Source organism: Shimia sp. R9_3 (genome assembly GCF_017743755.1).
GTDB lineage: Bacteria > Pseudomonadota > Alphaproteobacteria > Rhodobacterales > Rhodobacteraceae > Shimia.
This window is the reverse complement of record NZ_JAGHRP010000003.1, coordinates 26,065-46,946: the sequence shown is the minus strand read 5'-3', so window position 1 is coordinate 46,946 and position 20,882 is coordinate 26,065. Positions and strand designations below refer to the sequence as shown.

General features: G+C 60.2%; 15 protein-coding genes. 13 read left to right on the top strand and 2 right to left on the bottom strand.

What is annotated here, in order from left to right:
* Position 1: 1 nt before the first annotated feature.
* The 6 genes from J7412_RS09090 to J7412_RS09065 all read left to right on the top strand — a co-directional run bounded on the left by J7412_RS09090 (position 2) and on the right by J7412_RS09065 (position 10,504).
* Positions 2-1,009: a glycosyltransferase family 2 protein gene (locus J7412_RS09090; protein ID WP_209078740.1), complete on the top strand. Its 1,008-nt coding sequence runs from the start codon at positions 2-4 to the stop codon at positions 1,007-1,009.
* The gene (locus J7412_RS09085; RefSeq protein ID WP_247743851.1) at positions 1,006-5,661 is read left to right on the top strand and encodes a MupA/Atu3671 family FMN-dependent luciferase-like monooxygenase; all 4,656 of its coding nucleotides are present in this window, start codon (positions 1,006-1,008) and stop codon (positions 5,659-5,661) included. Before J7412_RS09090 ends, J7412_RS09085 begins: the two co-directional genes overlap by 4 nt.
* On the top strand, positions 5,658-6,389 hold the full coding sequence (locus J7412_RS09080) for a 4'-phosphopantetheinyl transferase superfamily protein (protein WP_209078389.1): 732 nt from the start codon (positions 5,658-5,660) through the stop codon (positions 6,387-6,389). The genes J7412_RS09085 and J7412_RS09080 overlap by 4 nt, the downstream gene beginning before the upstream one ends.
* A gap of 75 nt (positions 6,390-6,464) precedes the next feature.
* The gene (locus J7412_RS09075; protein ID WP_209078388.1) at positions 6,465-7,736 is read left to right on the top strand and encodes a Wzz/FepE/Etk N-terminal domain-containing protein; all 1,272 of its coding nucleotides are present in this window, start codon (positions 6,465-6,467) and stop codon (positions 7,734-7,736) included.
* A 486-nt stretch (positions 7,737-8,222) separates the two neighbouring features.
* On the top strand, positions 8,223-8,888 hold the full coding sequence (locus J7412_RS09070) for a sugar transferase (protein ID WP_209064600.1): 666 nt from the start codon (positions 8,223-8,225) through the stop codon (positions 8,886-8,888).
* Between the two features lie 110 nt (positions 8,889-8,998).
* On the top strand, positions 8,999-10,504 hold the full coding sequence (locus tag J7412_RS09065) for a hypothetical protein (protein ID WP_209078387.1): 1,506 nt from the start codon (positions 8,999-9,001) through the stop codon (positions 10,502-10,504).
* 7 nt (positions 10,505-10,511) lie between these two features.
* Here the strand turns inward: J7412_RS09065 and J7412_RS09060 are convergent, their stop codons facing one another.
* On the bottom strand, positions 10,512-11,051 hold the full coding sequence (locus J7412_RS09060) for a serine acetyltransferase (protein WP_247743850.1): 540 nt from the start codon (positions 11,049-11,051) through the stop codon (positions 10,512-10,514).
* Positions 11,052-11,220: 169 nt separating this feature from the next.
* On the opposite strand from J7412_RS09060, the gene J7412_RS09055 reads away from it, so the two are divergent.
* From J7412_RS09055 to J7412_RS09045, 3 genes are read left to right on the top strand one after another with little or no spacing between them, the layout of a single operon-like run.
* Positions 11,221-13,293: an acyltransferase family protein gene (locus tag J7412_RS09055; protein ID WP_209078385.1), complete on the top strand. Its 2,073-nt coding sequence runs from the start codon at positions 11,221-11,223 to the stop codon at positions 13,291-13,293.
* On the top strand, positions 13,290-14,876 hold the full coding sequence (locus J7412_RS09050) for a GMC family oxidoreductase (RefSeq protein ID WP_209078384.1): 1,587 nt from the start codon (positions 13,290-13,292) through the stop codon (positions 14,874-14,876). The genes J7412_RS09055 and J7412_RS09050 overlap by 4 nt, the downstream gene beginning before the upstream one ends.
* The gene (locus tag J7412_RS09045) at positions 14,869-15,633 is read left to right on the top strand and encodes an SDR family oxidoreductase (protein ID WP_209078383.1); all 765 of its coding nucleotides are present in this window, start codon (positions 14,869-14,871) and stop codon (positions 15,631-15,633) included. The genes J7412_RS09050 and J7412_RS09045 overlap by 8 nt, the downstream gene beginning before the upstream one ends.
* Here J7412_RS09045 and J7412_RS09040 read toward each other — a convergent pair.
* Complete coding sequence (locus J7412_RS09040; protein WP_348540486.1) at positions 15,630-16,382, bottom strand: WecB/TagA/CpsF family glycosyltransferase; 753 nt, start codon at positions 16,380-16,382, stop codon at positions 15,630-15,632. The two genes, J7412_RS09045 and J7412_RS09040, sit on opposite strands and share 4 nt — an antisense overlap.
* A 192-nt stretch (positions 16,383-16,574) precedes the next feature.
* Between J7412_RS09040 and J7412_RS09035 the strand changes: the two genes are divergently transcribed.
* The 4 genes from J7412_RS09035 to J7412_RS09020 are packed head-to-tail and all read left to right on the top strand — an operon-like array spanning position 16,575 to position 20,864.
* The gene (locus J7412_RS09035; RefSeq protein WP_209078382.1) at positions 16,575-17,708 is read left to right on the top strand and encodes a Gfo/Idh/MocA family oxidoreductase; all 1,134 of its coding nucleotides are present in this window, start codon (positions 16,575-16,577) and stop codon (positions 17,706-17,708) included.
* A 2-nt stretch (positions 17,709-17,710) separates the two neighbouring features.
* A complete protein-coding gene (locus tag J7412_RS09030) occupies positions 17,711-18,679 on the top strand; it encodes an NAD(P)-dependent oxidoreductase (RefSeq protein ID WP_209078381.1) in 969 nt (322 codons plus the stop codon).
* Complete coding sequence (locus J7412_RS09025) at positions 18,676-19,896, top strand: glycosyltransferase family 4 protein (RefSeq protein WP_209078380.1); 1,221 nt, start codon at positions 18,676-18,678, stop codon at positions 19,894-19,896. The genes J7412_RS09030 and J7412_RS09025 overlap by 4 nt, the downstream gene beginning before the upstream one ends.
* Positions 19,893-20,864, top strand: coding sequence for a glycosyltransferase (locus J7412_RS09020; protein WP_209078379.1), 972 nt, complete (start codon positions 19,893-19,895; stop codon positions 20,862-20,864). Before J7412_RS09025 ends, J7412_RS09020 begins: the two co-directional genes overlap by 4 nt.
* Positions 20,865-20,882 lie beyond the last annotated feature (18 nt).

Below are 20,882 nucleotides of genomic sequence, written 5' to 3'. Positions count from 1 at the left end.
TATGCCCTCCTCTGTGCTGACTGTCATCCTCAACTGGCGCACACCGGAGATGACGCTGCAGGCGGCTCAGGCTGCGGCACGGGAAATGGCGCAGCTTGAAGGGCATATCGTGATTGTCGACAACGACAGCGGTGATGGCTCCTTTGAACAGATGCGCAACGCGGTTGCGGCGGCAAATTGGGCGCAGGGGCGCGTTGAGGTCGTGCAATCCGGCCACAACGGGGGCTTTGGCGCGGGCAATAATTTTGGCATGCGGCATGGATTGGCCCAGCGCCGCTTTGACTACATCTATATCCTGAACTCTGACGCTTTCCCGGACGCGGGGAGCATTGCGGCGCTGGTGGATCATCTGGATCAAACACCGGAGTGCGGCTTTGCCGGCTCCTACATCCATGGCGAAGATCAAGCGCCGCATATCACGGCGTTCCGTTTCCCGTCGGTCTGGAGCGAGCTTGAGGGCGCTGCGCGGATCGGCCTAGTCACGCGGCTGTTTGCGCGCCATGTGGTGCCGCTGCCCCTCCCGACAAAAACCACGCGGGTGGATTGGCTCGCGGGGGCGTCGATGATGATGCGGCGGCAGGTTCTGGAAGACATCGGCCTCTTTGATGAGACGTTTTTTCTCTATTTTGAGGAGACCGATCTGTGCCTGCGCGCGCGGCGGGCCGGTTGGCATGTGGACTATGTGCGCGCGAGTGAGGTCACGCATATCGGCTCGGTCTCCACCGGAATGAAAAACTGGCAGCGGATGCCGCAGTATTGGTTTGACAGCAGGCAGCATTATTTCCGCAAGAACCACAGCACCGCCTACGCCGTTGCGGCGACGGTGGCCCATGTGCTTGGCAGCCTGCTTTGGAAACTGCGGCGCGCTGTCGGGCGCAAGCCGCGCCGTGACCCTGAGTATTTCCTACGGGATTTGATCGCCCATGCCTGTCGGATGCGGTCGAGCGCACCGGTCGCGGCGGCTGCCAAGACCCCGGCCCTGCCCCCAATTGAGGAGGCTGTCAAATGAGCCTTGATCGGCTGATGGATCGCCCGCCCATGCGCGGCGTCATGATTGGCAATGAGAGCCTGCTTGTGCAATGCGCGAGCCTTTGGCGGGACATGGGGCACCGTCTTGAGGCGGTTGTCACAAGGACAGCAAACATTCGCCAGTGGGCCGAGGCCGAAGGGCTGCGGGTGCTATCCTCAGATGAGGATTTGGTGGCGGCGCTGAGCGGCGTTGAATATGACTGGCTGCTGAGTGTCGCCAATCTGGATATGCTGCCGCAAGCGGTTTTGGATCTGCCCTCTCAGGGCGCTGTGAATTTTCATGATGGACCGCTGCCCCGATATGCTGGCCTGAATGCGCCGGTCTGGGCGCGCATCCATCAGGAGCCGCGCCACGGCATCACCTGGCACACCATGGAGGCGCAGGCCGACACCGGCAAAATCGTGGCCCAGCGCCTGTTTGATGTGGCCGAGAGTGACACTGCGCTGACGCTGAACACCAAATGCTACACCGCAGCGATGGAGAGTTTTCCGGATGTGGTGCACGCTCTGGCAGCGGGGCTGCCGGATGCAGAGGCGCAGGATCTGGGCGCGCGCAGCTACTTTGGCCGGACCGCACGGCCTGAAGCGGGCGGACGGCTTGATTTCACCAACAGCGCGCAGGCGATTGTGGCGCTGGTGCGGGCATTGGATCACGGGGACTACTACAATCCGCTGTGGGCCCCGAAGATCGCGGCTGTGGATCGCATCCTGTTGGTCAGCACCGCCGATCCCGTTGCAAACCCGACAGCGGCTGCAGCAGGCACTGTCCTTGCCTTTGACAACGACACCCTGACCATCGCCTGCGGTGAAGGCGCGGTGCGACTGGGCGGATTGACGGATCTGGACGGCGCGCAGCTCAGCCTCTCGTCTGTGTTGCGGGGGGGCGAGGTTTTGTCTTCGCTCGACCTTAAGGCGCGCGAGGCCTGGACCGCCGCCATGATGCCGGTGGCAAAGGCGGAGCCATATTGGCGCGAACGTCTGGCGGGATTTGTGCCCGCCACGCTACCCATGGCGAGCGATGCCAATGCAAAAGCAGAGATGCAAAGCCTGACGCTCAATCTGTCAGAGACACCCGCCGAAAGCGTTCTGACAGCTGTGGCGGTGTGGGCGCTGAGATCGGGCGTTTCAGAGGTCTGCGGCGTGGCCTATCGCGGCCCCACACTGTCTGCGACAGCATTGGTTTGCCCATGGGTGCCAATGCGGCTGCCCGCCGATCTTATGAACGACACCACCGCAGAGGCGGATGCGCGGATGGCTGCGCTGGTGACCAAAGCGGACAACAGCGGCGGCTTTGCCCGCGATCTGATCGCGCGCGATCCTGCGCTTTCCGCCCTGCAAGTGCCCGATATAGCGGTGCATCTGGGCGGCGGACCCATTGGCGGCGCGGCGATGACCGTGGCTGTCAAAGACGGTACAGCCGCGTTGCATTTTGACGCCAAACGGGTCGCGCCGGAACAGGCTGCGAAAATGGCGGCGCGCTTGGAGCAGGTCGCCTCGCAACTTGCGAGCGCTGAAACGGTTGCACAGGCAGGCGCCCTTTCAGAAGAAGAACGCGCCGAGATCTTAAACGACTGGAACGACACAGAGGCAGCGGTTGATCCGGATGTGACCATGGTCGCGCAGTTTGAGGCGCAGGTCGCGAAAACGCCCGATGCGCCTGCGCTGGTGTTTGGCCATGAGATCCTGAGCTACGCCGAGCTCAACGCCCGCGCAAATCGGGCCGCACATGTTTTGCGTGACATGGGGGTGGACCACGGCGCGCGGGTCGGGCTTTGCCTGCGTCGCTCTACGGAGCTTGTGGTGGCGGCACTCGGGATTTTGAAGGCAGGCGGGGCCTATGTGCCGATGGACCCGACCTACCCCACAGAGCGTTTGGCGCATTATATTTCAGACAGCGGATGTGACGTGATCGTCACGCAGGCTGCCTTGGCCCGCGCGTTGCCCAGCCATCAGGCCCAAGTGCTTGAGATGGATACCGACGCGCGGTTGGCGGATGCAGAAATCGGCAATCCCGATCTGGTCACCCAAGGAGAAGACCTTGCCTATCTGATCTACACCTCCGGCTCCACCGGCGTCCCCAAAGGTGTGATGGTGGAGCATGGCAACGTGGCCAACTTCTTTGCTGGGATGGACGCGCGCATCCCTTATCAGGTGGGCGATGCCTGGATGGCGGTCACCTCGCTGTCGTTTGATATTTCGGTTCTGGAGCTGTTCTGGACCCTGTCGCGGGGCTTCAAGCTGGTGCTGTCAGGCGATGAAACATCCACCCAGATTTCCAGCGGGCGCTTGCCCGTGCCCAAAGGCGAGATAGAGTTCTCGCTCTATTATTGGGGCAATGATGATGGCGCGGGCGAAAAGAAATACGAGCTTTTGCTGGAGGGTGCGAAATTTGCAGATGCCAATGGCTTCTGCGCGGTCTGGACGCCGGAGCGACATTTCCATGCCTTTGGCGGGCCTTACCCCAACCCTTCGGTGACCGGCGCAGCAGTGGCCGCTGTGACCAAACAGATCGGCGTGCGGGCTGGCTCCTGCGTCGCGCCGCTGCACCATACGGCACGGATTGCCGAAGAATGGGCGGTGATCGACAATCTCACCAACGGTCGGGCCGGGCTGGCAATTGCCAGCGGCTGGCAGCCTGATGATTTTGTGCTGCGTCCGGAGAACACACCGCCCGCGAACAAACCCGCGATGTTTGAGCAAATGGGCGCGCTGCGCAAATTGTGGCGCGGCGAAGAGGTCTCCTTTCCCAAGCAGGACGGCAGCCTGCATCAGGTGGTGACGCAGCCGCGCCCTGTATCCGAGGAGCTCCCGCTCTGGGTGACCACGGCGGGCAACCCGGAAACCTGGCAAGAAGCCGGGCGCAACGGGTGCCATGTGCTGACGCATCTGCTGGGCCAAAGCATCGAGGAGGTGGGCGAGAAGATCACGCTTTATCATGCTGCGCTGCGTGAGGCGGGCCATGATCCGGCGGATTTCAAAGTCACGCTGATGCTGCACAGTTTTCTGGCCGAAGACCGCGACACCGCGCGCGAGATCGCGCGGGAACCGATGAAAGACTACCTGCGCTCGGCAGCTGGGCTGATCAAGCAATATGCCTGGGCGTTTCCGGCGTTTAAGCGACCGGAGGGCGTGGACAATGCATTCCAGCTTGATCTGGGGAGCCTGACCGGCGAGGAGCTGGAGGGTATTCTGGACTTTGCTTTCCAGCGTTACTTTGAGGAAAGCGGACTGTTTGGCACCATAGAGGATGCGCTGGAGCGGGTGGCGCAGGTCAAGAGCATCGGTGTGACGGAGATCGCCTGTCTGATCGACTATGGCATCGCGCCGGAGACTGTTCTGGAGGGGCTCAAACCGCTGGCGAAGGTTGTGCAACACTGCAATGAAGGTGGCACGCTGGATCCCGAAGATGTGTCAATCGCCGCACAGATGATGCGCCACGGGGTGAGCCATCTGCAATGCACCCCATCAATGGCCCGTATGCTGGCCGACAATGCCGAAGCGCGGTTTGCGCTGGCGGGGCTGCGGCATTTGATGATTGGTGGGGAGGCGCTTTCGGGCCATCTGGTGGCCGATCTCAAGACCGCAACCAAGGCTGACATTCAGAATATGTATGGGCCAACGGAAACAACCATCTGGTCCACGACCTCCCAAGCTGATGAGTCTGAGGATGTGGTCAATGTGGGGACACCCATCGCCAATACGCAGGTCTATGTTGTGGACGAGGCAGGCGCTCCGGTGCCTGTGGGTGTGCCCGGCGAGCTGTGGATTGGCGGCAAAGGGGTAACGCGGGGCTATTGGCAGCGCGCGGCACTGACGGCGGAGCGGTTTGTCGACAACCCCTTCGGGGATGGCCGTGTCTACAGGACCGGCGATCTGGTGCGCTGGCGCGAGGACGGCAAACTCGATTTCCTTGGCCGTGTGGATCATCAGGTGAAGCTGCGCGGCTATCGCATTGAGCTTGGTGAAATCGAGGCGCGGCTTGAGGAAATTGGCGGCATTGTGCAGGCCGTGGTGATTGCCCGAGAGGACGTGCCCGGCGATGTGCGGCTGGTGGCCTATCTGCGCGGGGCTGTACCTGAAGAGGCCGATATTCGCGCCGCTGTGAGTGAAACGCTGCCAAGTTTCATGCGGCCGCAGCACTATGTCACGATGGATGCCTTCCCGCTGACCCCGAACAAAAAGGTGGATCGCAAGGCACTGCCTGCGCCGCACACACAGACCAGACCAACGCCTCCAAAGGCGGCTGATCCTGCGATGGCAGCAGAGGCTCCGGCGGGTGGCGACATCCTCAAACTGGTGGCAGATGTCTGGGAGGAGGTGCTGGGCGTGGCAGCGATCCAAGGGGGTGACAACTTCTTTGACCTTGGCGGGCACAGTCTGTTGGCGGTGCAAGCGCATCGGGAGATCCGCAACCGTTCTGGCGCGGCCCAATTGTCGATCACCGATGTGTTCCGCTTCCCCACTCTGGCAGGGTTGGCGGCGCGGGTGCAGGCGCTTTTGGGGATCGCGGCCCCTCAGGATGACCCCGAGGCGGAAACCCAAGAAGGTCGGGAGGCGCTTGGCAACAGCCGCGCGGAGATCATGCGCAAGCGGCGGGAGATGCGCGCACAAAGGCGCGCGCGCGTGTCATGAGGCCGATTGCGCCATCGCTGATCGCGCTGAAACAGGGGCTTGCACAGATTGCGCCCAAGGCAGTGGCCGTTGCCGTGAGTGACCCGAGAGGGTCGCTGGCGGTGGTCTGGCCCGAAGAGGCGCCAGCAATCGCCAAGGCGGTGCCCGCGCGGCGGCGTGAGTTTGCGGCGGGGCGTCATGCCGCGCGCATGGCGATGCGTGATCTGGGCGTCGCAGAACAGGCGATACCCGCAGGGCAAGACCGCGCGCCCATCTGGCCAGAGGGTTTGACCGGCTCGATCAGTCATGACGAAACAAGCTGCATCGCGCTGCTTGGACTGCAGGAGGACTTTCACGCGCTGGGTGTGGATGTCGAACCAGTGGAAGCGCTCCCGGCGAATGTGATTGACGAGGTTTGTACCCAACGCGAATTGGACGGGTTGCTTGCGCTCCCTGCCGACTTGCGTGCGAGAGATGCAAGACGGCTGTTTTGCGCCAAAGAAGCGGTGTTCAAGGCGCAATATCCTCTGACGGGCTGTCTTTTCGATTTTAAGACCCTTGAGATCACATGGCCCGAAACCACGACACATTTCACAGCATGTTTTACGAGAGATGTCGGAAGTGTTCCGGCCAATGCCACGCTGTGCGGACAGGTCGGGGAAGCCGGTGGTCATATGTTTGCTTTGGTCGCCATAGGCGCCCGCGCGGCGACGGAAAATGCCGAATTCCCCTTTTGCGCCATGGGATAACCATATTCACACGCCATAAAGGGACATCAAGAGCGCGGGGTCTGAGTCGCGCCGCTGGAAGGTTTGAGGACGGGCATGGATAAGATCCAGTCTATTGCTGAAGTGCTGGGAATGTTGCGCAGAAGGTCGTTTCTGTGGGTCAGTGTGATTGCCGCTGGGCTGCTGATCTCCCTTGCCTATGTGCTGAGCCTGCCGCGAGAGTACGAAACCTCCGCCACCATTCAGATTGAGCAGCCCTCTATCCAAACCGGCAGCACCACGCCGGGTGCGTTGAACGCGGATATGCTGCAAAAGCTGCAGATCGTGGAGCAGCGTGTGATGGCGCGGGACAACCTGTTGACCATCATCCAGAAGTTTGGGCTTTATCGCGACTCTGACCTGAGCGAGATGCAAAAGGTGGCCCTGCTGCGCGAAACTGCGCGGGTGGTGCATATCATCAACCCGGAATTTCGTTGGCGTCAGGATATCAGCCCGTCCGCTCTTCTGGTGACGGTGCGGATGACAGACCCGGTGCTGGCCGCCAATGTGGCCAACGAGCTGGTCAACAATGTGCTGGAGCAGGAAGATCAGCGCCGCATCGCACGCATTACCGAAACGCTGAATTTCTTTGACAGTGAGGAGCGCCGTGTCGGGGCGGGTATTGCCGCCATGGAAACGCAGATCGCTGACTACAAACGGGACAATGCCGTTTTGCTGTCTGGCGGGGTGGAGGCGCTGCGGACGCGGCTAGTGGATCTCCAGCAGATCGAACTCGAAGTGCAGCGCCAAATCCTTGAGAATGAAAGCGCAGCCTCCGGCGGCAATTCGGTGCGCGCACAGCGTGTGCGCCGCCTGAAGGAAGAGGCTGCGCTCTATCAACTGGAAATTGCCGAGATTGAGGCCGCGCTGGCAGATACGCCGCGACTGGAACAGCAATATGGCAAGCTGGAGCGTCAGCTTGCGAAACTGGAAGAGCAATATCAGGCAATCACGGCAGGCAAAGCCGAAGCCGAGATGCAGCAGATGCTGGAAGCGAGCCAACAGTCGGAAAGCTTTACCGTTCTGGAAAAAGCCTTGCCGCCGGATTGGCCGGTCGCTCCGTCGCGCAAACGCATTCTGGCAATGGGTGGATTGCTGAGCGTGATGGTCGCCATCAGCTTTGTGCTGTTGATTGAAATGCGCAGCCCGGTGATCTGGACTCGCGGACAACTGGAACGACAACTGCGGCTGCGCGCCGTGGCTGCAATTCCGGTGCTGCAGACACCCAAACAAAGGCGGCTCAAAACCTTGGGCTCAGTCGCCCGCTTTACAGCACTGATCGCAACCTTTGGTGTGCTGGCCACGGCGATCTTGAATCTCAGCAGCTGAGCGCCACAATTCGGTCAAATTTGACGGTGATGGGCGGATTTTCGCCGAATCACCCTGTAGGTTTTTGAGTGCCCCCGTGTGCCCTCGCCTGCGCAATCAGAAACAATGACACCCCCTCAAAACCATCGTTTCCAATGCGGACACCGGCGCCAGAGAAGCTGACTTCAATTTTAACCAATATGTCAGTTTCTAGCGGCCACACACCCAACAGAAGTGCTTATTTTCAACCATTTAGCCAAATCTATACTTAAGTTAAGGTGGATTTCTGGAAAATTGTGGCTAAGGTTTGTCCTTGGGTGGGCGCTTCCTTGGAGGAGCATCTGAAGAACTAAGACTAAGGACGACACTGTGACTGATCCCTGCTGATAGGGACCTCTTTTTCAAAACAGCTCAGAATGACGGATTTGTCGGAACCGCATGGGACCGACCACAGTGATGTTTTGTGTTCGATGATGCCCTCCCCGGTGTGTTTTGGGGATGAAACAAATGGCGATTTATTCGCGGGACGATTTTGCGCAGGGGTTTGTGGTAACCCCAAACAGGCACGGGATCTACCGAGGCGGGTTTAAGCGGTTTTGTGACGTAATTTTTGTGCTGATTGTGGCGCTGCCGGTGAGCCTTGTCATCACACTGCTGGCGCTGTTGATCTCGCTGGATGGCAGCGCGCCGTTTTATCGACAGGAACGCATCGGGAAAAACGGCAAGCGGTTTTACATGCTCAAACTCCGCTCGATGGTTCCCAATGCGGAGAGCGAGCTGGAAGAGCTTCTGAAACGCAACCCCAAGGCCCGCATGGAGTGGGAAGACAAGCAGAAGCTGACCGATGATCCCCGGATCACGCGGCTTGGCCGGATCATCCGCAAAACCTCGATGGATGAGCTGCCGCAGTTCTTTAACGTGCTGATGGGCGACATGTCCGTGGTTGGGCCGCGCCCGATGATGCCGGAGCAAGCCACACTTTATCCGGGTGCAGCTTACTACACCCTGCGCCCCGGGATCACCGGTTTCTGGCAGATTTCTGAGCGCAACGAATGCAGCTTTGCCGAGCGCGCCATCCACGACAGCCACTATGACCGCGCGCTGTCGCTGCGCACGGATCTGAAGATCATTCTGCGCACTGTGGCCGTGGTGACAGCCGCCACCGGCCGCTGATCTGCTTCGGCTGACAGCTCTGACGCTGCAGGTTAAGGTGGCGTCAGAGACCGGCGGCTTCGCGCATTGCCCGCAAAACCCGCAAAGCTGACGAGGAAGGCCCCCGCCTGATGCCCAATGTTCTTGCCACCCTGATGCTGATGCTTTGGCCGGTGGTGATTTGGCGGCTGTTTGTCAGCCTGCCGCCCGGGCGGGCATTGATCTGGTCGCTGCTTGGGGCCTATTTGCTGCTGCCCCCACCACCGGCCGAGTTTGACTTCCCTCTCATGCCCGCGCTGGACAAAACCAGCCTGCCCAATCTGGCAATCCTGATCGTGGTGCTCTTTGTGCTGCCGCAGCGACCAAAACTGTTGCCCGATAGCATGCTCGCGCGTTGGCTTCTGGCGATCTTTGTGCTGAGTCCGGTGGCAACGGTGCTGACCAATGGCGAGCCGTTGATTTTCACTGAGATGTTCATTCGCGGACTGTATCTGCAGGATGCGGTAGCGCAGCCGATCAACAATTTTATACTGGTGATCGGCTTTCTGCTGGCGCGGGCGCTCTTGCAGACCCGTGCGGATCAACGGGATTTGCTGATTGCCCTGATGATTGGCGGGTTGGCGTATTCGCTGCCCATTTTGCTGGAGGTCCGGCTCAGCCCGCAGCTCAACAATTGGGTCTACGGCTACTACCAGCATCTGTTTTCGCAAACCATTCGCGGCGGTGGGTATCGCCCTATGGTGTTTCTCTACCATGGGATTTGGCTCGCGTATTTTGTCCTGACGGCGTTGCTCGCGGCGCTAGCTTTGTGGCGGGCGGATAGCGGGCAGATGCGGGCGAAGTTCCTGCTTGCGACGCTCTATCTGGCAGCTGTGCTGGTGTTGTGCAAAACGCTGGCAACGCTGGTTTATGCTGCGGCGGCGGGCTGTGTCATCCTATTCATGGGACGGCGTGCGCAGGTGCGCGTGGCGGCCCTCTTGGCGGCGTTGATGTTGCTTTATCCGGCGCTGAAGCTCGCCAATCTGGTACCGAGTGACGCGATTGTAGCACAGGCCGAAGCGGTCAGTGCGGAGCGGGCCCATTCGCTGAATTTCCGGATTGTGAACGAAGACATTCTGTTTGAGCGCGCCATGGAGAAGCCGCTATTTGGATGGGGCATTTGGGGGCGCAATCATTTGCGCGACAGCACCACGGGCGCGATCACCACGGTGTCTGACGGCTATTGGATCATCGTGATCGGGGTCTGGGGCTGGGTCGGCTATCTTGCGCAATTTGGTCTGATGGCGTTACCGATCTGGCTGATTTCCAGAGAGCTGCGCCACGCTCATGTGCAGGAACAGGACCGGCTGCGCTCAGAGAGATCTTATAAGCTGCTCGATGCTCCTTCGGCGCGTGACACATCGGAGGACGGGTTGTCCCCCTATATCGGGCCGCTTGCGGTGATGCTGGGCTTTAACATGATCGATATGCTGCCCAATGCCACGCTGACCCCAACGACTTGGCTGATTGCCGGGACACTGTTTGGTCATGCGGAACGCATGGCGCGCGCGCGTTTGCACGGCGCGCAGACATCGGATGCGCCACAGGGCACAAACGCGGATCAGGCGCAAAAAGAACGTCCGCGCACCATTCTTTAGGGCCGTTTCAGTGGCGCGTTTGCGCCTTGCTTTGCGCTGTTGCCTCATAGCCGGGTTTCATTTTAAGCAGGCGCGCAGGCACTCCGCCCACCACCGCGCCAGCCGGGACATTTGTCGTGACCACCGCATTGGCACCAATTTCCGCATCGCGCCCCACGACCAGAGGGCCGATCAGTTTGGCACCGGCACCCACATCTACATGCCCCTCCAGCACCACCTTGCCGGCAAGAGTGACCTGATGCATGAGCTGGCAGTTCGGGCCAATTCTGGCGCTGGAATGCACAATGATGCCTGTGGGATGCGGCAGGCGCAGGCCGCCTTCGATGGCCATATTGAGATGGATTTCGGATTGGGTGATCAGCGACCAGAAGCGATGCACAAGAACCCAGTATTTGGAGACCAATCCGCCCCAGACGCCCCCTTTGGCACGTGCGGCCTGATAGCGGCGGATCGCGCGCAGAAGCTTAGGCGCAGGGTCCCAGAAACGGGAGATCTGCTCCCGGCTCCAATCCGGTGTGGTTGCGGAAACCTGCGTAGGGTCTTGCAAATCTGGCTCTCCAAAGGGCGCAAAACACATCCATGCGCATTTCAAAGCGTTGTCGCAAAACCTCTTTAATAAAGCAACGTTACTATGGCGTCAGGCGAAGCTTGCCCCCCACTGCACAGAGGTGTTCTCTGTGCGCCAAGACCCATCTGACGCAAGGAACACCGCGCGCATGCAACGTGCCCTAAACAAAGACATTTCGGATCAGCCGGAAGAGAAAACGAACGAGGCCGATACCCCGCGCGCAGAGGCGTTGGGCGGGCCGTATCACCGCAGAGAGATCGACGGCCTGCGCGCCATCGCAGTGCTGGCTGTGGTATTTTATCATTTCGGCGTGCCCGGTTTTGGGGGCGGTTTTGTCGGGGTGGACATTTTCTTTGTCATCTCGGGGTTTCTGATCGGCGGCCTTCTGTGGCGCGAACATCAGGAAACCGGGCGGCTGGCGCTTGGGCAGTTTTATATGCGGCGCATCCGGCGGCTGGCACCAGCCTATTTTGTGATGGCGTTTGCAGTGCTCGCAATTGGTGCCCTGATCCTTTTGCCCTCCGATTTCCGCGAAACCGCAAAAGGCGTGGTGGCCGCGACGGTCTATCTGTCCAATGTGATTTTTTATCGGCAGGCCGGATATTTTGATGGGGCTGCAGAAGAAAAGATCATGCTGCATACATGGTCGCTCTCGGTTGAAGAGCAATTCTATGTGTTTCTCCCGCTGCTGTTTCTGATTTTCGCCCGCAGCGCACGGGGGCTTTGGATCGCCTTGGCAAGCTGCTTTGTGCTGTCGCTGCTGGGCAATATGATCATGACCCCGCGCGCCCATACTGCAGCGTTTTATCTGTTTCCGTTCCGCGCCTGGGAACTGCTGGCGGGCGTGGGCCTTGCGGTTTTGCGCCATGAGCGCCCCGACCTGATGCGCGAACATCAGGCCATCAGCTGGGTTGGTCTTTTGCTTTTGGGGGTCTCCATTCTGTTTGTGCACGCGGGCAGCGGGTTTCCCGGATGGCAGGTGATCGCGCCGGTGCTGGGCACGGTGATGTTGATTGCCAACGGGCAGGAGGACAATTGGGTCAACCGCGTGCTGTCGATGCGCGTGCCTGTGTTGATCGGTCTGATCTCTTACTCGCTCTATTTGTGGCACTGGCCTGTCTACACGCTGACAACCTATCTGCAGGGCAGCTACGCCGGGCCTGCCGAGACCGCGCTCTGGATTTCGATTTCCTTTGTCTTAGCAACGCTGTCGTGGCGGTTTGTAGAACAGCCCGTGCGCAGAGCCACTCAGCTGGCCAGCTGGTCTCTGCTGAGCGCATTAGTGGCTGCCTCGGCACTCGCGGTGAGCTTCTCATGGGTGATCTACCGTACCGATGGGTTGCCGCAGCGCTTTGATAAGCAATCCCAGATGCACATTGCCGCGACAGGAGACTTCCTTCAGGATTTCTCCCGCTGCTACGAACCCAAAGACGGCCCATTGGAAGGGCTGGAGGTGTGCCCGATCGGGCCTGAGAGCGCGCATCACAACCTGATCGTTTGGGGTGATAGCCACGTGCGGGCTTATTTTGAGGGGCTGGATCAAGCGGCCCATGAAACCAAACGCAGCGGGCTGGTGATTTGGCGCGCAGGCTGTGCGCCTCTGTTTGACGTCACCAAACAGGAAAGCGCGGCCACCCGCGCCCAAGACGCGGCCTGCGCAGCGGCAAACCGACAGATCAGAGCAGCGCTGCAGCAGATGCCTGATCTGCGCGATGTGCTGCTGATCGGACGCTGGGCCTATTACGCCACGGGTGAAGGCAGCGGCAACGACATGCACAACACCATCCGTTTGCGCAGTGAGGCCCTGGGCCCGATGACCCAAGACAGATTGCTGGCCAAGGCGCTGGCCGCCACAACGGAAGAGATCGCGCAGCTCGATCGCGATGTTTATGTGCTGCGCCAACCGCCGGAGATCGCCTACTACAAGGCACCCGATATTGCGCGGGCTTTGGTGCATGGTCGACTGACGGCGCAACTTGCGCGTCGGATCGGACAGATCAGCGTAACAAATGCAGAGCGTCGTGCTGCCGGAGCCAATGAGGCGCTCAGTCGGAGCGGCGCGCAAATCCTCGACACATGGGATTGGTTTTGTGATCCATTCCTCTGTGACGCGGTGCAGGGAGGCGTGGGGCAGTATTTTGACAACAACCATGTCACCAACGCGGCGGCGCGCCGGATGCGCGCGGTGTTTTACCCTGTCATGACGTGGCATCCGGGATGACCACCACCGCCCCGATTTCTCTAACCGAAGCGATCGCGCGCACTTGGGACGTGATCGTGATTGGCACGGGCATGGGAGGCGGCACCATTGGCAGGCGGCTGGCGGAGCGCGGACTGTCGGTCTTGTTTGTGGAACGCGGGCCAATCGGGGTGCGCGCGGAGGAGCATGACCTCAACCCCGACATTTGGGATCGGGAAGCGCGGCTGGTACGCGGCTATTGGCCGGAGCCACTGGAAGCCACGGTGAACGGCCTTTCAACCACATTCAACGCACCTCTCGGCGCAGGCGTTGGCGGCAGTTCGGTGTTTTACGCCGCAGCGTTGGAGCGCCCAGCGCCCCATGATCTGGATCACAGCGCTGAGACGCCACACCCCACTGGCGGTTGGCCCGTATCCTACGCGGAGATGGTGCCCTATTTTGATGCGGCAGAAGCGATGTATCATGTCTGCGGCACGGATGATCCTTTGGGGCAGCCGTCTCAAATCCCAGATGGCGCGCCCATGTCCACGGCGGATAAGGCGCTTTTTGACGCCATGGCTTCGGCGGGGCTGCACCCCTACAAAGGTCACTTGGCACTCAAGGACAGTATCCGTGGAGCGGATTACCTAGGCCGCAAATGCCCTTATGACTACAAGATGGATGGCCGCTCAGCCGGGGTGGAACCGGCATTGGGAACCGGCAAGGCCGCCTTGATTGATCTTTGTGAGGTCACCGAGATTCTGCATCAAGGTGACGGAGTCACGGCACTGCGCCTGTGCAAAGCTGGCGAAGAGGCCGAGTTGAGCGCGCGGGGATACGTACTGTCGGCAGGCGCGCTACATTCGCCGCGTGTGCTCATGGCCTCGGGTGACCTGGGCAACCAAAGCGGCATGGTCGGGCGCAATTTGATGTTTCATCTCAATGAGATGTTCCTTCTGTGGCCCAAGCGCGGCGCAAAGAGCAATGGCGCGAGCAAGGCATTGGCATTTCGCGATCTCTATCACAAAAGCGGCGAGCGGTTTGGCATGGTGCAGGCCATGGGGGTTGAGGCGCGTTATGGCGAGATCCTGCATTATCTGAACATGGCATTTGAACGCAGCCCACTGCGGCATCTGCGCGGCGTGAAACCCTTTCTGCGCCTACCAGCGGCACTCGCGGCAAAGCTCTTTGGCAGTGCAAAGCTCTTTGTCGGGATTTTGGAGGATCTGCCAAAGACGGAAAATCGCGTGGTGTTTGACCCAAAAGATCCACACCGTCTGGCGATTTCTTACACAATGGCACCTGAGCTCCTCGCACGCCGCACAGCCTTTCGCAAGGCGCTTCGCCAAGGCCTTAAAGGCCTGCGGATGATGTTTGTGAGCGCTGGTCCCGAGCTGAACTTTGGCCACCCCTGCGGCACGTTGCGGTTTGGCGATGATCCGCAAACCTCGGTGCTGGATCGCAATTGCGCGTTCCACGAGGTGCCCAATCTCTGGGTGGTGGATGCGAGTTTCATGCCCACGTCGATGGGGGTAAACCCCAGCCTGACCATCGCGGCCAATGCCCTGAGAGTGGGGGATGTGATCGCCGACAGTTTTGAAGCGGAGGACAGACCGAATGGCTGAGCAGAAAGCTGGGCGGATTGCCGTGGTGACAGGGGCCGGATCGGGGCTTGGACGAGCGTTGGCTATTGCGCTGACAGCCAAAGGCATCACCGTTGCCGGTTTGGGACGGCGTGCTGAAAAGCTTGAAGAAACCGCCGTGCTCGCCGGTGCGCAGTTCCTCCCCATCGTTGCGGATGTAGCAGATCCTGATGCGGTACGCACCGCCTTTGGGACAGTGCGGAAGCATGGGGCGGTGTCGATCCTGATCAACAACGCAGCGGTCTATCCGCACCGCGATATTCTTGATGAAACGCCTGAAAGCTTTATGCACACAATGGCGGTCAATCTGGGGGGCGTGGTGAATTGCACGTCTGAGGCACTCACGGACATGACGGCGCTTGGACATGGTCGCATTCTGAACGTCGGCAGCTTTTCCGATTTGCAACCCCTGCCCTGCAGTGCGGCCTATAGTGTTTCCAAAGGGGCAGTGAGCAGCTTTTCGCGGGCATTGGTCGCAGATTTGGGAGATCGGTTGCCAAAGATTGTGATCAACACCTGGATGCCCGGCATTTTGCGCACCGATATGGGGCTGGAAGACGGCATCGACCCGACGCTGGCGGCAGAGTGGGGCGCAACCCTGGCACTGTGGGATGATCCCAGCCTGAACGGCGCGGTGTTTGATCGGGATCGGGAGGTTTTGCTCCCTCGTGGCCTCAAGGGCCGTGTGAAGGACTTGATCCGCATGCAACGGCGACAGCCCCGGCGGATCGTGCTTTAGGCCCTCCGCTGCCTCAGCGCGTCGATCAGCAGGCTGGGCAAAATGGCCAAACAACGCAGATATCGACCAGCCAAACGTGACGGGTTGCTCACCGCGCGCCACAGCCATTCCAGAGCCAGTTTCCGCACCCAAAGGGGCGCGCGGTGCTGTGTACCTGCCCAGAAATCCAACCCAGCCCCGATACTGGCGAACCCCATCTGCGGCACAATCTGCCGCCCGCGCGCGGCGAGGCGTTCCTGTTTTGGTGCCCCTAAAGCCAGAAAGGTCATGCGCGCGCCCGCATCAGCCGCCTGTTGAAGAAGCGCTTCGGCTGCTTCACTGTCGGGATCAAATCCCATCGGCGGCGCAAGCGTGGCGACAATCTCAACATCCGGCACTTGCTCTTTCAACGCGGCTGCCGCGGCCTGAAGGGCGGCCTCCGTGCTGCCGATCAACGCGACCCGCACCTGCGCTTCCGCGGCCCATTGCATCAGGGGAAGCACCAGATCAGCCCCCGGCAGAAGCGCGACTGGCTTTGCTGCGAGACGCGACAGCCAGACGATGGGATTGCCATCTGCAACAACAAAATCCTGCACCAGATAGGCCTCACAAAAGGCCACATCTTTGCGTAGCTTAACCAGATGATCGAGATTGACCGTCGCCAAGGCAAACCCATCCCCCGCCGCAAATCGCGCCTGCACCGCAGATTGCAGCGCCGTCATGGTTGCGACATTGACCGAGACCGGCTTTGTGATCGTGGAAAACTGCAAGAAACCGCCGCTGCCTTAAGGGTTTTGCAGAACTTATCACCAAGTATTTTTACCTGTCACAAGCGGGTATCTGAATTTGCGGCAAGTGGTTCTATTGGGCCACATCTCGCGGCGAAGCCATCCCCGCCATGGTGGCAACAGGCCGCGCGCAGCCTATAGTTTATTGTACTTACTTTCTAAAGGGTTCGCTCTATGACCGCCGGCAAGACACGCAGCGTTTCCATTATCGGATGCGGCTTTGTGGCCGACCTTTATATGCGTTCTTTTGCGGCGCATCCGGATGTCGCGGTGACCCAAGTTTATGACCATGATCCTGAGCGGCTCCGGAGTTTTGCCACCTATTGGAACCTGCACAAAGCCGACAGTTTAGAGCGGTTTTTGGCGAACCTGCCGAAAGGCTCCTTGGTTCTCAACCTGACCAACCCATCAGCGCACTATGATGTAAGCCGCACCTGCCTGAACGCTGGCCATCATGTGTATTCCGAAAAGCCGTTGGCGATGGAAATGGACGAGGCGATTGCCCTGCATGATCTGGCATCGGAAAAGGGGCTGATGTTGGCCTCGGCCCCCTGCTCTGTGCTTGGGGAGGCAGCCCAGACCCTTGCCAAAGCCATCCGCGAGGATGTGGCTGGATCTGTGCGGCTGATTTACGCGGAGCTAGATGACGGCTTTGTACCGCAAGCGCCTTATGGCGGCTGGCAAAGCGACAGCGGCGCGCCATGGCCTTCGAAAGATGAATTTGTGGTGGGCTGCACGCTTGAGCACGCAGGCTATTACCTCACCTGGTTGATTGGCATGTTTGGCACTGTGCGCCGTGTTGTGGCGGCATCTGCGGAATGCGTGCCTTACAAAGGGGTTCACCGCACACCGGATTTTTCCACCGCCACGCTCTTTTTTGAGAACGGCATCACCGCAAGGCTGACCTGTTCGATTGTCGGCAGCCATGATCATCGCATCCGGGTCTTTGGCGACAAAGGCGTGCTGCAGGTCAAACAGGCCTGGGACAACGAAGCGGCGGTGCGGTTTCACAAACGTTTCACTTTGCGACGGCGGCTGATGGAACATCCGATTGGCAAGCGCCAACGCCTGTCTGGCGCCACACATCCGAAAGTCGCGCGGTGGGGTGCTGCCGCCATGAACTTTGCGCTGGGGCCGGTGGAAATGCTGGACGCGCTGCGCGAAGAGCGCCCTTGCCGTTTGAGCGCAGATTTCGCGCTGCATCTGAACGAGGTGACACTCGCCGTTCAGAACGCCGGAGCGGACAGCGGCTCTCAAGAAATGTCGACACGGTGCGACCCTATTCCTGCAATGCCTTGGGCGGTTTGACGATGACAGATTTGGCCATCACCGGTGCAGCCGGTTTTATTGGACGCCACTGCGTGGCGGAAGCGCGCAGACAGAACATCCCTGTGCGTGCCTTTGTCCGCCGCCTTGAAAGCGCGCCGCCAGATTGGCAAGCGGACAGCGGCATCACGGTTGTGGCTTTGGATCTGGCGCAATCCAGCGACGCACTGGCGGATGCACTCAAAGGTGCTCAAACCCTCATTCACTGCGCCGCCACGCTATCGGGCGATCAGATCCGCGACACGCTGACCGTCAGCCGACGCGTGATTGACGCAGTGGTGGCTGCAGACGTGCCGCATGTGGTGCTGGCGGGATCGTTTGATGTGTATGACGTGCGCCAACTTGCGGATCATGCCGCTCTGACCGAGGCCTGCCCCACGGGTCCCGCAGGGCGCACGGATTACGCCAATGCGAAACACGCGCAGGAGACCATGTTTGACGACGGGGCGGCGCTTTATGGTTTTGCGCTGAGCACGCTGCGGCTCGGGGCGGTGTGGGGGCCAGAGCATCTGTTCAATGCACATGTTGGCCCTGCGGTGAGCAGCCTTTTGATGATGATCGACGGCGGCGGAACACTGCCATTGTGTCGTGTTGAACTGGCAGCCACCATGCTGGTGCGCGCGGCGCAAACACGAACTGGCGTGGGCATCGTCAATGTGGTTGACGATGATCTGCCTGACCGACGCCGGTATGTGACCGCCTTTCGCGTTTGTGGCTGGCCCAAGGCCACCATGCGCATTCCGCTCAGGGTATGGCGGCTGTTCGCCGCTGTCACGCCAGATATTGGCGCGATGCCGGGCCTGCTGCGCTCCCCAATTTTGGAGACACGCCACCGTCCGCTGACATATGACAATACACACATGCACAAGATCTTGGGACCAGTTGAAATGGTGCCCTTTGAAACCGCGATGCAAACAGACATAGATCGCCAGCAGCAGGTCGAAGCACCGTGACCCGGCAAGACGCCCCCATCGCCTATCTGACCGGAGAGTATCCGCGCGCGACCGACACCTTTATTCAACGCGAGGTGACCGCCCTGCGCGGGCAAGGTCAGCGGGTGGAAACATGTTCGGTGCGCCGCACAGGTGCAGAACATCTTGTTGGTGAGGAACAGAAGGCCGAAGCCAAGGCCACCTTTTACATTCTGGCGGCGGCCAAATCCCCACTGCCGCTGCTCTCAGCGGTGTTTGGGGCCCTGCTGCGTAACCCGCTTCGGTTCCTGCGCGCGTTGGTATTGGCGGTCAAAACTGCACCGCCCGGCCTGCGCAATCTGCTCTATCAACTGTTCTATTTTGTGGAAGCCGCGGTTTTGGCCGCACATTTGCGCAAAAAGGGCGTGCGGCATCTGCACAACCACATTGCAAAATCATCCTGCAGCGTGGCGATGCTGACCTCCGAACTGTCCGGCATCCCCTATAGTTTCACGTTGCATGGGCCCGATATTTTCTTTGCACCGGACCATTGGCGGCTCGATGAAAAGATCGCGCGCGCAGACTTTGTGGCCTGCATCAGCCATTTTTGCCGCTCACAAGCCATGGCGTTCAGCGATCCAAAAAACTGGAGCAAACTGCACATCATCCACTGCGGCGTGGAGCCTGCGCGCTATGATGGGGCGGAGACGCCGATGGGCACCAAGCTGCTGTTTGTGGGACGGCTTGCCCCCGTCAAAGGACTGCCGATCCTGCTGCGGGCGATGGAACAGCTGGTGCAGAAAGAACCGGATGTGCATCTGACCGTGATTGGAGATGGACCAGGCCGCAAGGCGCTGCAATCTCAGACCGACGCGGCCGGGCTTTCAGATCATGTCTCTTTTGTTGGGTACAAGTCCCAGTCAGAGGTGGCGGAGGCGCTTTCCGCGGCGGATATGCTGGTGCTTCCAAGCTTTGCGGAAGGCGTGCCCGTGGTTCTGATGGAGGCAATGGCCGCGCGCAGACCTGTGGTGGCCACCCAGATTGCCGGCATTCCCGAGCTGGTGACCGAAGGTGTCTCTGGCCTGTTGGTGCCACCGGGAGACCCGGGTGCGCTGGCACAGGCCATTGCCAAGCTGCTGGCCAATCCGGCGCGCGCCACGGCAATGGGGATCGCTGGACGCGCCAAGGTGGAGGCGGCCTTTGATATTGATAAAGAAGCCGCACGGTTGCGGGCTCTGCTGCAGGAGCGCGCGCGATGAGAGCCACCACGGCCATTGTGATTGGGCGCAATGAGGGCGAGCGGTTGGTCGCCTGCCTCGCCTCTCTCGTCGCGCAGGAAGTCGAGATTGTCTATGTGGACAGCGGCAGCGCTGACAGCTCCGTTGAAGCAGCCCGAACAGCCGGCGCTCTGGTCATCGAACTGGATGACAGCCTGCCTTTCACAGCCGCTCGGGCACGGCAGGCCGGGTTTGACGCTTTGGCGGAGACCGAAGATCTGCCGGAGTTCGTGCAGTTTGTGGACGGAGACTGCATTGTGGCCGAGGGCTGGATCGCGACCGGAGAAGCGGCGCTGCAAGCAGATCCCAAACTTGGTCTGGTGACCGGCTGGCGCGCGGAGCTGTATCCGGAGCGCAGTGTCTACAACGCACTCTGCGATTTTGAATGGCATCGGCCGGCGGGGGACATCACCGTTTGTGGCGGTGATATGCTGGTGCGCAGTGCGGCCTTTGTGGCGGCCGGTGGATTTGATGCGGCGGTGATTGCTGGAGAAGATGAAGAGTTTTGCCTTCGGGTCGGCAAAGCCGGTTGGACACTCCGCCGCCTGCCCGAAGAGATGACCCGCCATGACGCCGCAATGCTGGAATTTTCGCAATGGTGGCAGCGCGCCGTGCGCGGTGGCCATGCCTATGCGCAGGTGGGTTGGATGCATCCGCCCTATGCGTTGCGAGAACAGGCCCGTGCGGTTGTCTATGGGGCGCTTTTCCCCGCACTCGCAACCTGGGGCCTGCTGAGCAATCGCTGGGCCTTTGTGACTGTGCTCATGATCTATACGGCAAGCTACATCCGCACAAAAAACGGTCTTGTCACGGCGGGGCTGCCTTATTGGGAAGCCTGGCGCCATGCGCGGCTGATCACCCTCTCGAAAGTGCCCAATATTCTGGGCATGGGGATGTTTCATTGGCGCCGCCTTATGGGGCGCAGCATGCGGATCATTGAATATAAATAAAGCCGCCAGCGCTTAAAC

Excerpts from the sequence above, each read along its gene's own strand:
- J7412_RS09090 (WP_209078740.1), top strand. The coding sequence starts at position 2 with ATGCCCTCCTCTGTGCTGACTGTCATCCTCAACTGGCGCACACCGGAG.
- J7412_RS09085 (WP_247743851.1), top strand. The coding sequence starts at position 1,006 with ATGAGCCTTGATCGGCTGATGGATCGCCCGCCCATGCGCGGCGTCATG.
- J7412_RS09080 (WP_209078389.1), top strand. The coding sequence starts at position 5,658 with ATGAGGCCGATTGCGCCATCGCTGATCGCGCTGAAACAGGGGCTTGCA.
- J7412_RS09075 (WP_209078388.1), top strand. The coding sequence starts at position 6,465 with ATGGATAAGATCCAGTCTATTGCTGAAGTGCTGGGAATGTTGCGCAGA.
- J7412_RS09070 (WP_209064600.1), top strand. The coding sequence starts at position 8,223 with ATGGCGATTTATTCGCGGGACGATTTTGCGCAGGGGTTTGTGGTAACC.
- J7412_RS09065 (WP_209078387.1), top strand. The coding sequence starts at position 8,999 with ATGCCCAATGTTCTTGCCACCCTGATGCTGATGCTTTGGCCGGTGGTG.
- J7412_RS09055 (WP_209078385.1), top strand. The coding sequence starts at position 11,221 with ATGCAACGTGCCCTAAACAAAGACATTTCGGATCAGCCGGAAGAGAAA.
- J7412_RS09050 (WP_209078384.1), top strand. The coding sequence starts at position 13,290 with ATGACCACCACCGCCCCGATTTCTCTAACCGAAGCGATCGCGCGCACT.
- J7412_RS09045 (WP_209078383.1), top strand. The coding sequence starts at position 14,869 with ATGGCTGAGCAGAAAGCTGGGCGGATTGCCGTGGTGACAGGGGCCGGA.
- J7412_RS09035 (WP_209078382.1), top strand. The coding sequence starts at position 16,575 with ATGACCGCCGGCAAGACACGCAGCGTTTCCATTATCGGATGCGGCTTT.
- J7412_RS09030 (WP_209078381.1), top strand. The coding sequence starts at position 17,711 with ATGACAGATTTGGCCATCACCGGTGCAGCCGGTTTTATTGGACGCCAC.
- J7412_RS09020 (WP_209078379.1), top strand. The coding sequence starts at position 19,893 with ATGAGAGCCACCACGGCCATTGTGATTGGGCGCAATGAGGGCGAGCGG.